We start from the raw sequence: 12,150 nt of genomic DNA, 5'->3' as shown, positions 1-12,150 counted from the left end.
TCACTGCACGCCCGGCGTTGTGACCGGTTTATCCCACGGCGGCTACTCCGAGGGCCTGGGCTGCGCGCTGAATCCCGGTTGCACCGGACTCGGGCAGGTAGGTGGACAGGTGGACCTCCGCAGTGTGGCCCAGCAGCGCGGCTGCGTCTGCCGGTGGCGCTCCGAGGGAGTGGAGCCAGAAGGCCAGCGAGTGGCGCACGGAGTGAAGCCGGATACGACGGTGCCCGCCGGAGTCGCACAGTTTCCAGAACCATGCCGAGTAGGTAGCCGGGCGCAGTCCGCGCCCGAGTTCATCCACCACCACAAGCCCGGTGTCATGCCAGGCCCCGCCCGCTGCAGGGGGTGGCGACGGGGCTGCTCGATGATCACCTGAAGCACTGTGTGCTCGATGCCGCCAAGCTTAGCGACGAGGCCGCCCACGAGAAGATTCAGGAGGCCACTGCCGCGGTCAACCGGCTGATCCGATCGTGACTGTGTGAGTCGGCCTCGCGGGTTAGCCTACCGGCACTTCCTGCCGAGCAGGGCTCTCGCGCCGCGCACCCCGGTGCGCTCGGAGCGCGCGGAGCGCCGACAGAATGGCCACAAGGTCAACAATCTCTTGCAGCAGCGCTCCCATCACCGCCGGCAAATAGCCGGATGCGGCGACGAGCATCAAACCGACTGAGATGATGATGCCCATCCAGATCGACTGCAGGGCGATCTGCACCGTGCGCCGCGAGACATAGGCCACATCTGCCACTCGCGCGATGTCGTTCGAGGTGATCACCGCCGCTGCTGACTCGCTCGCGACCGTTGCACCCCTGCCCGCCATCGCAACACCGACGTCGGCGGCCGCCAGCACCGGGGCATCATTGATCCCATCGCCGACCATGAGTACGGGTCTCGGCCGCATCGCCTGCACAATCCGCACCTTGGTCTGGGGAGTGGTCTCAGCGTGCACCGTCTGAATGTCGACCGCGTGTGCGACAGACTCCGCGGTCGACGTGATATCACCGGTCACCATCGCGATCTCGGCTACGCCTGCTCGGCGAAGACGGGACACCGTCTCTGCAGACTGCTCACGAATCGGGTCGGACAAGATGATCACTCCGGCGAGCTCGTCACCGACCGATACGTAGACGGCCGTCTCCCCAGCTGAGAGTACGGGTCGATCGATCGGCCCGGTCACCTCTTCGATAAATGAGGGCTTGCCCACTCGCACCGAGGTGCCGTCTGCCAGGGAGGCGAGGACACCGTTTGTTGCCACCTCGTCGGCCGTCACCACTTCGGGAAGCTCAAGTTGCTGTGTGCGTGCCGATGCCACGATCGGATCGGCGAACACGTGCACGGAGTACTGCTCGGCGGCGGCCGCGAGCTGCAGCGTCTCGTCTACGGTGCGAGCAGCAGGGTGAATCTCGACGACGTCGGCTTTGCCTTCGGTCAAGGTGCCGGTCTTGTCGAATGCGACTGCACGGACCCGGGCGAGCACCTCTAACACGCCACCGTCTTTGATGATGACGTTGAGCTTTGCCGCGGAACTCATCCCGCCCATGAACGCGACCGGGGTGGCGATGAGCAGCGGGCACGGCGTCGCCACGACGAGCACCTCGGCAAACCGCACCGGGTCCTCGCTGAGAAACCACGCGAAGCCCGCAATCAGCAATGACACAATGGTGAACGGCACCGCATAACGGTCGGCGAGTCGCACCATCGGTGCCCGGGAGTCCACGGCCTCCTCGACCAACCGTACGATCGAGGCGTAGTTCGAATCGGCTGCCACCTTCTGCGCGCGCATCGTGAAGCTCGTCGTGCTGTTGACCGTTCCAGAAAGCAGTGGGTCGCCCGCGTGGTAGTTCACCGGGATCGGTTCACCGGTCACGGATGATTCATCAATCGTCGCGTGATTCGATAGGAGCACCCCGTCGACGGGGAGGATCTCTGAGGAGCGCACCAGCAGTTCGTCGCCGACTTTCACCTCTTCGATCGCGATGCGTTCGACCTCACCTGTTACCGGGTGAATTCGACCCGCGAATGCTGGGGCTCGGCTCAACAGTTGGTCGAGTTCTCGGCTCGCGCGGCGAGCGGCGAGGTCTTCGAGTGCTTCCCCTCCGGTGAGCATCAACGCGATGATGAGCCCCGCGACATATTCCTGTACGGCGAGTGTCGCGATCATGGCGATGACCGCAAGAATGTCGAGCCCCCAATGCCCGCGCATCAGATCTTTGAACATGTCGATCGCGGTGATCACGATCACGATACCGAGCACCAAGTATGCGGTGACCCCGAGAGCCATCTCTGCGCCGGTCAGCCAGAGCATAACCCCGGTCGCCAAACCGACGAGCACGAACATCATGAGCTTGCGGTTGCGAAGAAATTCCCCCGTCGATGACATTGCGTGTGACGCTTCCGAGGTACGTGGGGCGATGGTCTGGGCTGGCACGGTGCTGTTCTCAGTCTCTCTTCGAGAGGGTTGAGAGTGCGGTGAGCGCGGTCACATCAGTGATCGTGATCCGCCCCTGTTCCTGTTGTGAGATCACCCCGGTGTCGGTGAGTTTGCGAAGTTGCCGACTGAGGGACTCTGGTGTCGTGGACAGGAGCGAAGCGATGTCCTTCTTTGCGAGCGGCAGCGTCACGTCGATGGCTCCTCGCGGCCCTGGCGTCGCAGGGAGCGAGAGCAGGTAATCGGCGAGACGAGAGCTCACGTTTCCGAAGATGACAGAAGCCAGCCGCCCCTCAGTATCATCCAAGCGCTGACTCACTCCTTGCAGCATGCGCAGCCCGATGCTCGGATGCTTCTCGACGAGACGCCCGAGATCGGCATGACGGAACACGCACAGTTCGGTATGCACGAGCGCTTCTGCTGCGTGATCGGGTCTCGTGCCGGTGAGAAACGCGGATTCTCCGATGAAGTCGCCCGGACCGAGGACCCGGATCACCTGCTCGTGCCCAGCCGCACTTGTACGAGCGATCTTCACCTGACCGGTGTGCACCACCATCAACTGCGACATATCCGAGCCTGCTGTATACGCCTGCTCGACAGCGTCTAATCGGACGGTACGTGCAAATCCCGCAACTTCCACTTGCTGCGCATGTGTGAGCCCTTGAAACAGCGGTACACGGGCCACGCAGAGATCATTTGCTGGATCAGCATCCACATCGGTTGAAACAGCCAACGGCATCCTTCCCTTCCCTTCTAGTATGGCGACTCGTGGCACAACACACGCGCTTCAGCTGAAGCCAGGGGTGGCGCGTGCAGTGATGTACGCGTGTGGCGTCCGCGGGTTCGAGCGCTGCCCGATCACCTCGAACCCGGCGTAGGTGAGGGCTTCGACCATTTTGTTCATCGGCCACCGGTATGCGGCGGCGATCGGATGGTCGAATGCCTCCCGCCGCGGCCCCGCGAAAAAGGACATCAGCAGCGATCCGCCGTCACCCAGCCGAGTGCGCAGTGTTGCGAGCGCGTGTAGGAGCTCTTCTGAGCTCATGTGAATGGTCGAATACCAGGCGAGGATCCCGCCCCAGCGGGTCTCGCAACGGGCGAGATCTTCGATGGAATCGTGATGGAACACAACCGCGGGATGTCTGGCTCGGGCAATCGTGATGAGGCGATCCGATGGCTCGAGCCCTTCCACCGTGTGTCCGAGGCGTGCGAGGCGACCGGTCCAACGCCCGGTACCCGCGCCGACATCAAGAATGGGGCCATCGACTGCCGCGGCCCACGGCTCGATGACCGCACGGTCAGGGTCATCCGGTGAGATCTCGGCGCCGAGAATGCCCTCGATATCAACCTCAGGCGACCCGTATGCATCGGCCACCCGGTTTATTGAGGCCACAGGATCAGACGTCCGTGCTGCTGTGAATACGGCGTCCGTCGGTGCCTCAGGCCGCTGGGTCATGGTTCGATGATCACTTTGCCGGCAGTGTGCCCAGCCTCCACCATGGCGACGGCCTCCGCAGCCCGATCGAGACTGTACCGGTCCGTCACCTGCGGGTCGACGAGACCGTACTGGGCGACGCCGGTGACCTTCTCGAGCCCTTCACGCGTGCGCACCACCGCTACGCCACCGAGTTGCTGCACGGTGGTCGGGTCTGCGGTACTGATGATGACGCTCGGGTCTTTGGCGACGACCGCGAGATCACGAAGCGCCTGCCCACCGACCAGGTCGATGAGCACATCAACACCCTCCGGCGCGATGGCACGCACCCGGTCAGCCGCACCCTCGCCGGAGGCAACGAACGTCGCACCGGTCGACTCCACCAGTTCCTGCTTCGTTGCACTGGCCACACCGATGACCGTGAACTTGTGCACATTGCCGATCTGCGCCGCCATCAGCCCGACCCCACCTCCGGCGCCAAGAATCAGCATCGTCTGACCAGGTTCCAGCTCGATCTGATGCGTCACGTCATACGCAGTCGCCCCTGCGACAGGCAGTGCTGCAGCGTCAGCAAAGGAAAGCTCTTCGGGCTTCTGGACGGTTTGTGCCGCATCCAACACCGTGTGCTTCGCGAACGTTCCCTGTCCTTTGGCCGCGAGGCCGAGCACCATGTCACCGACAGCGAAGTTCTCGACCTCTGCGCCTACGGCGGTGACGACACCGGAGGCCTCTCGGCCCATCGGTGCGGGAAGCGGCCAGTGGGAGCCCATCTGCCCCGCACGGATCTTCCAGTCAGCAGGGTTCACCCCGGCCGCTTTCACTTCGATCGCGAGCTCTCCAGGCCCAGGCGCCGGAGCGGGGCGTTCAACGAGTTCCTGCGTCTCGGGGCCGCCATAGGCGGCGAAGACCAGCGCTTTCGACATTATTGACTTCTCCTCATTCTCCAGGTGAGTGACACTTACGTGGTTGCCTGTGGCGGAGCGTCTTCACCCGAAGCCTCTGCCGCATCAGCGAGTTCCTTCGTGGCATACTCCGCGTCAATTGCGTGCTCCGGAGGTGAATAGACGGTGTAGAGCACCAAAGGCTCAGCGCCAGTGTTGCGGAAGTTGTGGCGAGTACCGGCCGGGACAGCGCACAGGTCGCCAGCATCAACGGTGTGCGTCTCGCCGTCAAGGTCGGCCTCTCCGCTGCCCGATACAAAACTCAGCAACTGGTCGGTGGTGTCATGCACCTCGTCGCCGATCTCCCCGCCCACCGGAATCGTCATCGCAACGAGTTGGGAATGCTTTCCCGTCCAGAGCACCTGACGAAAATACGTGTTTGCTTTCGCGACCTCGTCGATGATGAAGTGCGTCGCCTTCTCGCCGACGCTGAACTGGTTCTCACTCATGTGCGCGGTCCTTTCTTAAGATGGAAGTTCGGATGAACTCTGGGCCGTGGCTGGTTCGACCGGGCGGCCTGCTTCATGTGCGGCTCGGGCGCGTTCACTCCTCGACAACGCAGTGGCTCCTTGGGTGTTGCGCAGCAGGCGCATCGCGTTGAGGATTACGATGAGCACCGATCCCTCGTGCACGAGCATGCCGATAGCCATCGTGACACCCCCTGCGAAGACCCCGACGAGCAGCACGACAACGGTGATGAGCGCGATCCAGATGTTCTGGCGCATGACGTTCACGGTGCGTTTGGCGAGGCTGATTGCTTCGGGCAGTTTCAAGAGGTTGTCGCCCATCAGGGCAATGTCTGCCGTCTCCACGGCCACCGCTGAGCCCGCTGCACCCATGGCAACACCAATGTCGGCGGTCGCGAGGGCCGGGGCGTCGTTCACGCCGTCGCCCACCATCGCGACCGTGTGCCCCTCGCGCTGCAACCGCGCGACAGCGTCGAGCTTGTCCTCGGGTAGCAACGAAGCATGGATCTCATCGATACCGACCGCCTCACCGATGGCTTCGGCGACAAGGCGCGTATCTCCGGTGAGCATCACCACCTTCTGCACCCCGCTAGCGTGCAAGCGCCTGATCATCTCCGGGGCATCCTCGCGGATCGTATCTGCGACACCGATTACGCCAAGCACGCTCTCATCGACCGCGACAATCATGGGGGTCTTGCCTGCCGCTGCCAGTTTGTTCGCAGCCACAGCCGCCCCCGCGTCGTTCACGATCCCGTACTGTTCGAGCAGCGGCACGTTACCGATGAGTACCCGCTTGCCGTGAGCGTCGGCCACGATCCCCTTGCCCACGACCGGTGTGACCGATCCCGGAAGGCCCTCGGGGGCCACTCCTTCTTCTCGTGCGGTGTCGAGGATCGGGCGGGCAAGTGGGTGCTCGGACCCTGCTTCTGCGGCGGCTGCCCAGCGAAGCACCTCGCGCCGATCCGCTTCAGGATTGAGCACAACGATGTCGGTGAGTACCGGGCGGCCCTCGGTGAGAGTCCCCGTCTTATCGACTGCGACGGCCGAGATCTTGGCCGAGGTTTCGAGGTACTCGCCGCCCTTGATGAGAATCCCGTTGCGGGCCGAGCGGCCGATTCCCGCTACGATCGCCACGGGAATCGAGATGACGAGCGCGCCCGGGCAACCGATCACGAGCAACGTGAGGCCGAGCACTACGTCACCAGAGATGAGGCCCGCCGCAAGCGCGAGTACCATCACCGCGGGCGTGTACCACTTCGAGAATCGGTCGATGAATGCCTGCGTTTTCGCTTTCGCATCCTGCGCTTCTTCGACACGGCGAATGATGCGCGCGAGCGTCGTGTCGGCTCCGATGCCGGTCGCCATGACCTGTAGGAAACCGCCCCGCGAGATCGTGCCCGCAAACACGTGATCTGACTTCGTCTTTTCGACAGGGATCGACTCACCCGTGATCGATGCCTCGTCGATCGCTCCGGTGCCTGACACGACCTGCCCGTCGACGGGAACTTTCGCTCCGTTCTTTACGAGCACGATCTCGCCCATGCGCACCTGATGTGCGGCGATCTCGACCTGCTCACCGTCGCGCATCACGACTGCAACGTCGGGGGCCACCGCGACCAACTCAGCGAGCGCTGCACGGGTCTTGTTCATCGTGCCGGCTTCGAGTGCGTGACCGATCGCGAAGAGGAACGTCACGGCGGCAGCTTCCCAGAAGTTGCCGATGAGTGTCGCGCCGATCGCTGCAATCGATACGAGCAGGTCGATACTGATGAACTTTACGAGCAGTGCCCGGACGGCCTTCACGACGATTCCGTACCCCGCGACAATTGCTGCGGCGAGCATGAACGCGTTCGCAAGGGTAAACACATGACCAGAACCGTGGGCGTGTTCGCCAGCGTCGATCCACCATTGCGGGCCGACCGTGACGTTCCAGCTGCCGCCGAAGAGCTTTTCGACGCCGAACGACACGAGAATGAGGAGGCCCGAGACAACGGGAATGAACCAGTTGCCATACCGCCACTTACGGAACGCGTTCACGAATGTGCCGCCTTTCGAATTGGTGAACTTCGTGCGTTAGGAGCTGTTTGGCTAGAACGCGGAGGCCTTCGACTTATAGCCGGCCTTATCGACAGCAGCAATGAGATCGTCGACGGAACTTCTTGTCTCATCGTGGTCGATCTCAACGCGACCCGAGGCGAAGTGCACCGTCACGTTCTCGACGCCATCGAGCTTGCCGACCTGCTTCTCGATCTTGGTCACGCACGACGGGCACGAGAAACCCTCGGCGCGCAGCAGAGTGTGGGTGGTGTCAGTAGCGTTCGCCATGATGAGTCCTTTCGCTTCACCCCGAAACGGGGATCGACCAGGAGGTTCCTGGCCTTCACGACCCAGACTATTGTGTTGACAGAGCCTCAGCCTTGACCTAGATCAAGTCGTGCTCGGAGCTCTTCTCTGTGGCTCACCAGCTACTTGGGTGCTGTGAGTCGCTTCTTGGTTGATCTGCTGGGCGCCATGAAGGTCTACAAGGCCGAACTGATCCGTCAGCAAGGCCCTGGCGGACGGTCGAGCAGGTCGAGCTTGCGACCCTCGAATACGTGTGGTGGTGGAAGCATGAGCGGCTCCACGGGGAACTCGATAGGGTCTGCTGAAGGTTCGGTTGACTTCAAGACTGCTTAGAAAGCAGGAAGGATGGAAGTCATGCCGAAAGTCGTCTACACCGAGGAGTTTCGCCGGACCGCCGTGGAGCTGGTTGCTGGCGGGATGAGCCAGAAGCAGGTCTGCGCGGATATGGGCTGCTCGAAATCTGCGCTGCAGTCCTGGGTCCGGGCCGCGAAGCTCGAAGAGCACGGGATCGAGCCGGCTAAGGATGCTGAGGAGTCTCGGGAACAGGCGAAGATGCTGCGCCGGATCCGTGAGCTGGAGCAGGAGAACAAGGTCCTGCGCGAAGCTGCGGCGTATCTCTCCCAGGCGAATTTGAAGCTGGGTGGGGCCTCCCCAAAATGATGTTCCCGCTGGTCCGTGACCTTGCCGCCGCCGGGGTGCCGGTGGCGGTGACCTGCCGGGTTCTGGGTTTCACCAAGCAAGCGTTCTACAAATGGGCAGCAGCCCCGATTTCTCAGCGGGATTGGGAGGATGCCCACCTGCTCAACGCCGCAATCGATGTTCATGCTGATGACCCGGAGCTCGGGCACCGGTTCATCGCCGATGAGCTCGCCGCCGCCGGGTACCGGGCCTCTGAGCGGCGGGCGTGGCGGCTGTGCTCACAGCAGCAGATCTTCTCCGCCACTCAGCGCAAGGGCCGGAAGAATCACAAGAAGCCAGGCCCGCCAGTCTGTGATGACCTGCTGGCCCGGGATTTCACCGCCACCAGGTCGAATCAGAAATGGCTGGTGGACATCACCGAGCACCGTACCGGTGAGGGCAAGCTCTACCTATGTGCGATCAAGGATGTCTTCAGCAACCGGATCGTAGGCTATGCGATCGATTCCAGGATGAAATCACGGCTGGCTGTGGCCGCCCTGCATGATGCGGTTTCCCGCCGCGGAGGACCCTCAGAAGTGGCCGGATGCATTGTCCATTCGGATAGAGGGTCGCAATTTCGTTCACGGAAATTCCAGCGGGCGCTGAAGGGATACAAGCTGGCTGGGTCCATGGGACGGGTCGGGGCTGCTGGGGATAACGCGGCGATGGAGAGCTTCTTCTCGACGTTGCAGAAGAACGTGCTCAACAGGCAGTCCTGGGCCACCAGGGATCAGTTGCGAGCCCGGATCATTCACTGGATCGAAGCGACCTATCATCGCCGCCGCCGACAGCGGAGGCTGGGTAAGCTGACTCCGGTCGAATACGAGACCGTTCACAAGGATGCCGTCGCCCTGGCGGCATAAGCCCGACGGTCAACCGAACCTTCAGCAGACCCCATGTCCGGGGCAGGGATGGTGAGGGCATCGGCAGTGACGGCGGTGTTGATCGTTGCCCACCCAAGCTGGTAGCGGGCGCAGGTTCGCCAGATCGGCATCCCCTCATCCAGCACTGCTTCGACGGCGGCTGCCTTCAACCGGGCGGTGCACCGGGCACGGAAAGGAAGCTGGTCGGTGACCTGGGTGAAGGTCCGCCGAGCACAGGCGGCCTCGGCGCAGAGGAACCGGGGTTTGATGATCACCAGTTCGATGTCTTTGCCGCCGACGCCGAGGTCTTTGACCTTCTGGCGGGTGCGCTGATGCACCCGAGTCGAGACCACCCCGCAGTCAGGGCAGGCCGCCTCGACGCTGTTGGCAACGGCGCTGACCCGCCGGCCGCCCAGCGGCAGATCACAGGCTGCGAGCACCTGGTAACCGTCCAGGTTGAACACCACCGAGGTCGGATCCCGAACTGCGTCAATGACGCTGCTGGCAGTGGGCAGGGACAGGTGTGGGCCCGTAGGCTGGAACATGGCTCGCGTCCTTCGGTAGACGATGTGATTCTTCGCAGAACCCATCATCCAACAAGGGCGCGAGCCCCTTGACTCACGACACCTCCACGCTCAACCGCGAATGGCCGATTTACCACCGTGGGGTGAAATCCGGGAAGTGGACCGACCCCGCCGAGCAGCCGATTAACTGAATGCTCCCGCGCCGGGATCGGCATGGTTGGAGCCAGCGCGGTTGTTCCTCCGTGCCCCCCACATAAGGGCTAGGGCGTAGCTCGTGCACGCCCCGGCGGCCAGTCCGCCAGCATATCCCCAGGCCGTGAGCGGGTCCTCTCGGTCGGCCAACCACGCGATGCCGGCAGAGGCACAGATGACCGGCAGGAGGAAGAAGTCAATCGGACGCCGAAATGCGTACGTCATCGCCAGGAAATGCAGCAGCACCGAGCTGAGAAGAAGCGCTCCGAGCAGCCACCACGCATCCCACACGAATCCGGCGATCAGACCGGCGGCTACCGCGAGGAACTCCAACCCGGAGGTCAATCCCACAAAGGCCAGGCCCTGTTTGGTGGGGGCTCTGCCTCTAACACCGAGACGAGCCAGAAGTACTGCCGAGCTGCCCATCACCGTGAAGAAAAGCCCAACGCAGAGTGCAAGGTGTCCCAGGCCCGGTGACCAGATCAGGGGAAGCAGATACAGCACTGAAAAAACGGTCAACAAGCCGATGACGCTGCGTGGTGATTGATTCATAGTGGGTGATCCATAGCTCTTCGATCCGGGGACGGGGCGGCGACGGGTCAGGAAAATGGGTGAGGCAGAAGCAGGGGCTCCCGGGCCTCGCCGGTGAACCGCTGGGATAGCTCAGCAAGCCGGGGAGAGGATAGCACCCGCTGATTCCCCCATCCGAAATCGATCGGAAGGAGATCAGGGGCAATCACCATCACTGTCTCCAGGCCCAGGCTGCGTTCGATCTCCGAGGTCTGAACATACACATAGACTTCCACCCCGTCTCGATCGAGTACACCAACAAGGTGGTCCAGCAGCGCTCTGGCTGAGGAGAAGGACGAAAATTCGGTGAGGTCCGATGACGCCTCGTTCAAAGGGACAGCGGGAGCGGGGCCGCAGAAATTGTCGTAGCGGGGGTCCTGGCCGGGAACAAACACCAGAGGATGGTCGTCGATGTCGGTGACCTTTTCGGGGTCTGCGGTGACCTCGGCGATCCTCTCCGGGTTCTTCCGGGCGACCTGCACACGCTCGGGCAGATAGGTCCATGCCTCCTCCACGGCCTGGGTGATCGCTCGAGCCGGATCAGGGTGGCAGGCGGCACCCACCGCCCGGATCTCCGGGGCTGAGGCCACCGCCACTGCAGCCGGGACTCCCGTGGGGGAGGGCATCAGGCCGGTTTCGACCTCATAGCCGAGCAGCCGAGCACGGGCCAGGACCGGTACGAGTCCAGGCAACGACTCTGGGGCAATTCTTTGTGCCGGAATCTGACCATGCCAACACGTCAAGAACGCATCACGTTCAAGAAGTTCCAGCAGTCCGAAGAGAGCTGCCTCCGTGGTGGAAGAGCCGGTGGCGCAGCCCGACGAGGTTGACAGTGCCCACCGCCGGTAGCTCATCTGTTCACCGTAGAAGACGTATTCACGAGGGATCCACACTGGCTCATCTGTGCTGAGACTGCGGCCACGTACCCACTCGTGAAGTTCATTCTCGGTATAGCGTGCGCCCCGGTGATGGTAGAAATCCTCGGGGTAGGCCGGAAAATCATTCGGAGTGACGGCCCGGCCAGGCAGGTCCTTCCCAGCGGCGAGAGTCGAGACGCCTGTTGACTGCAGGGCACCGACACAGCGTTCGATCCCCTCGACCAGGGCTGCTGTGCGGCTTCTTTCATAGGAAGTGGTGTGCCCTGACCAGGAGAGTGTGCGAACTTCTGATTTGTTCCAGTTCGGGGTTGACCCAGTGACCGGGGCGACTGTGGTCCAGCCGATCGCGTTGGTGACGGGATGCCCCAGATAGGAAGCAACGGAGTTGACCAGGAGGTGCTCGGGGAGCTCGACCTCCCCGAGGGTGCGCTCACGCAGCCCCGGGGCTGTCCCACCGGTGAGCTGCTCCGGATCGGAGTCCGCATCGGTGTCCGTGGTCTCCCACGGCTCGCTAACTGCCGGGCGGAAGAAACCGCGGCGGCTCTCACCGCTGAGGTCAAGCTCCCAGATGGGCACCTCCCCTCCCTCTTCGGCAGGGGAGAGGTGGTCCGCCATCGCCGCCAGTGCCTCACCCAGAGCGCTCCACGGCTGGACCTCTTCCAGTGTTTCGGCGTAACCGCAGCGGATGAGGCCGTGAATCCGTTCCTCCCGAGTGCGGGACCACTGGGTGCGGGCCTGCTCGGTGTGCTGCTGTGCCCAATGGGGAAGGGTGACATACCCCGAAGGTGCGCGCCAGGTTCGAGGCAGCGGGGACGGTGGCCAGTTTTGGGTCATCTGGTT

Annotated in this window: 11 protein-coding genes and 3 pseudogenes; 3 read left to right on the top strand and 11 right to left on the bottom strand. The window is 63.0% G+C overall.

The features are described from left to right. Positions 1-28 precede the first annotated feature (28 nt). Positions 29-298: a tyrosine-type recombinase/integrase gene (locus tag JOF45_RS06615; protein WP_210048649.1), complete on the bottom strand. Its 270-nt coding sequence runs from the start codon at positions 296-298 to the stop codon at positions 29-31. A gap of 20 nt (positions 299-318) precedes the next feature. On the opposite strand from JOF45_RS06615, the pseudogene JOF45_RS06610 reads away from it, so the two are divergent. Beyond that, a pseudogene (locus JOF45_RS06610) lies at positions 319-471 on the top strand (metal-sensing transcriptional repressor); the annotation flags it as partial. A 22-nt stretch (positions 472-493) separates the two neighbouring features. Here the strand turns inward: JOF45_RS06610 and JOF45_RS06605 are convergent. The 7 genes from JOF45_RS06605 to JOF45_RS06575 all read right to left on the bottom strand — a co-directional run bounded on the left by JOF45_RS06605 (position 494) and on the right by JOF45_RS06575 (position 7,587). Next, positions 494-2,371 carry a heavy metal translocating P-type ATPase gene (locus JOF45_RS06605; RefSeq protein WP_210051353.1) on the bottom strand — a complete coding sequence of 626 codons (1,878 nt, stop codon included), beginning with the start codon at positions 2,369-2,371 and terminating at the stop codon, positions 494-496. 58 nt (positions 2,372-2,429) lie between these two features. Then, on the bottom strand, positions 2,430-3,158 hold the full coding sequence (locus JOF45_RS06600) for a Crp/Fnr family transcriptional regulator (RefSeq protein ID WP_210048648.1): 729 nt from the start codon (positions 3,156-3,158) through the stop codon (positions 2,430-2,432). Between the two features lie 48 nt (positions 3,159-3,206). Further along, a complete protein-coding gene (locus JOF45_RS06595; protein ID WP_342591419.1) occupies positions 3,207-3,794 on the bottom strand; it encodes a class I SAM-dependent methyltransferase in 588 nt (195 codons plus the stop codon). A gap of 77 nt (positions 3,795-3,871) precedes the next feature. Continuing rightward, on the bottom strand, positions 3,872-4,777 hold the full coding sequence (locus tag JOF45_RS06590; RefSeq protein ID WP_210048647.1) for an NADP-dependent oxidoreductase: 906 nt from the start codon (positions 4,775-4,777) through the stop codon (positions 3,872-3,874). 35 nt (positions 4,778-4,812) lie between these two features. Continuing rightward, entirely contained in the window at positions 4,813-5,244 is a 432-nt protein-coding gene (locus JOF45_RS06585) for a cupin domain-containing protein (protein ID WP_210048646.1), read from the bottom strand. 15 nt (positions 5,245-5,259) lie between these two features. Further along, positions 5,260-7,299 carry a heavy metal translocating P-type ATPase gene (locus tag JOF45_RS06580; protein WP_210048645.1) on the bottom strand — a complete coding sequence of 680 codons (2,040 nt, stop codon included), beginning with the start codon at positions 7,297-7,299 and terminating at the stop codon, positions 5,260-5,262. Between the two features lie 51 nt (positions 7,300-7,350). Next, positions 7,351-7,587 carry a heavy-metal-associated domain-containing protein gene (locus JOF45_RS06575; protein WP_017791819.1) on the bottom strand — a complete coding sequence of 79 codons (237 nt, stop codon included), beginning with the start codon at positions 7,585-7,587 and terminating at the stop codon, positions 7,351-7,353. A gap of 195 nt (positions 7,588-7,782) precedes the next feature. On the opposite strand from JOF45_RS06575, the pseudogene JOF45_RS13755 reads away from it, so the two are divergent. After that, positions 7,783-7,904 (top strand): annotated as a pseudogene (locus JOF45_RS13755) (IS3 family transposase); the annotation flags it as partial. 55 nt (positions 7,905-7,959) lie between these two features. Further along, positions 7,960-9,146 (top strand): annotated as a pseudogene (locus JOF45_RS06570) (IS3 family transposase). On the opposite strand, the gene JOF45_RS13750 reads toward JOF45_RS06570, so the two are convergent. From JOF45_RS13750 to JOF45_RS06555, 3 genes are all read right to left on the bottom strand, one after another. Further along, the gene (locus JOF45_RS13750) at positions 9,116-9,691 is read right to left on the bottom strand and encodes a transposase family protein (protein ID WP_210048644.1); all 576 of its coding nucleotides are present in this window, start codon (positions 9,689-9,691) and stop codon (positions 9,116-9,118) included. The pseudogene JOF45_RS06570 and the gene JOF45_RS13750 sit on opposite strands and share 31 nt — an antisense overlap. 162 nt (positions 9,692-9,853) lie before the next feature. Further along, on the bottom strand, positions 9,854-10,414 hold the full coding sequence (locus tag JOF45_RS06560; RefSeq protein ID WP_210048643.1) for a hypothetical protein: 561 nt from the start codon (positions 10,412-10,414) through the stop codon (positions 9,854-9,856). Positions 10,415-10,461: 47 nt separating this feature from the next. Further along, a complete protein-coding gene (locus tag JOF45_RS06555; RefSeq protein ID WP_210048642.1) occupies positions 10,462-12,144 on the bottom strand; it encodes a YcaO-like family protein in 1,683 nt (560 codons plus the stop codon). Between the last annotated feature and the right edge of the window lie 6 nt (positions 12,145-12,150).

The sequence above is a fragment of the Nesterenkonia lacusekhoensis genome (assembly GCF_017876395.1).
Classification (GTDB): domain Bacteria; phylum Actinomycetota; class Actinomycetes; order Actinomycetales; family Micrococcaceae; genus Nesterenkonia; species Nesterenkonia lacusekhoensis.
Note: the sequence above shows the minus strand (reverse complement) of the source record. Positions and strands in the feature narration are given on the sequence as shown.

Coding starts and splice junctions, on each gene's coding strand:
- JOF45_RS06605 (WP_210051353.1), bottom strand. CDS start 2,371: ATGTCATCGACGGGGGAATTTCTTCGCAACCGCAAGCTCATGATGTTC.
- JOF45_RS06600 (WP_210048648.1), bottom strand. CDS start 3,158: ATGCCGTTGGCTGTTTCAACCGATGTGGATGCTGATCCAGCAAATGAT.
- JOF45_RS06590 (WP_210048647.1), bottom strand. CDS start 4,777: ATGTCGAAAGCGCTGGTCTTCGCCGCCTATGGCGGCCCCGAGACGCAG.
- JOF45_RS06585 (WP_210048646.1), bottom strand. CDS start 5,244: ATGAGTGAGAACCAGTTCAGCGTCGGCGAGAAGGCGACGCACTTCATC.
- JOF45_RS06575 (WP_017791819.1), bottom strand. CDS start 7,587: ATGGCGAACGCTACTGACACCACCCACACTCTGCTGCGCGCCGAGGGT.
- JOF45_RS13750 (WP_210048644.1), bottom strand. CDS start 9,691: ATGTTCCAGCCTACGGGCCCACACCTGTCCCTGCCCACTGCCAGCAGC.
- JOF45_RS06560 (WP_210048643.1), bottom strand. CDS start 10,414: ATGAATCAATCACCACGCAGCGTCATCGGCTTGTTGACCGTTTTTTCA.
- JOF45_RS06555 (WP_210048642.1), bottom strand. CDS start 12,144: ATGACCCAAAACTGGCCACCGTCCCCGCTGCCTCGAACCTGGCGCGCA.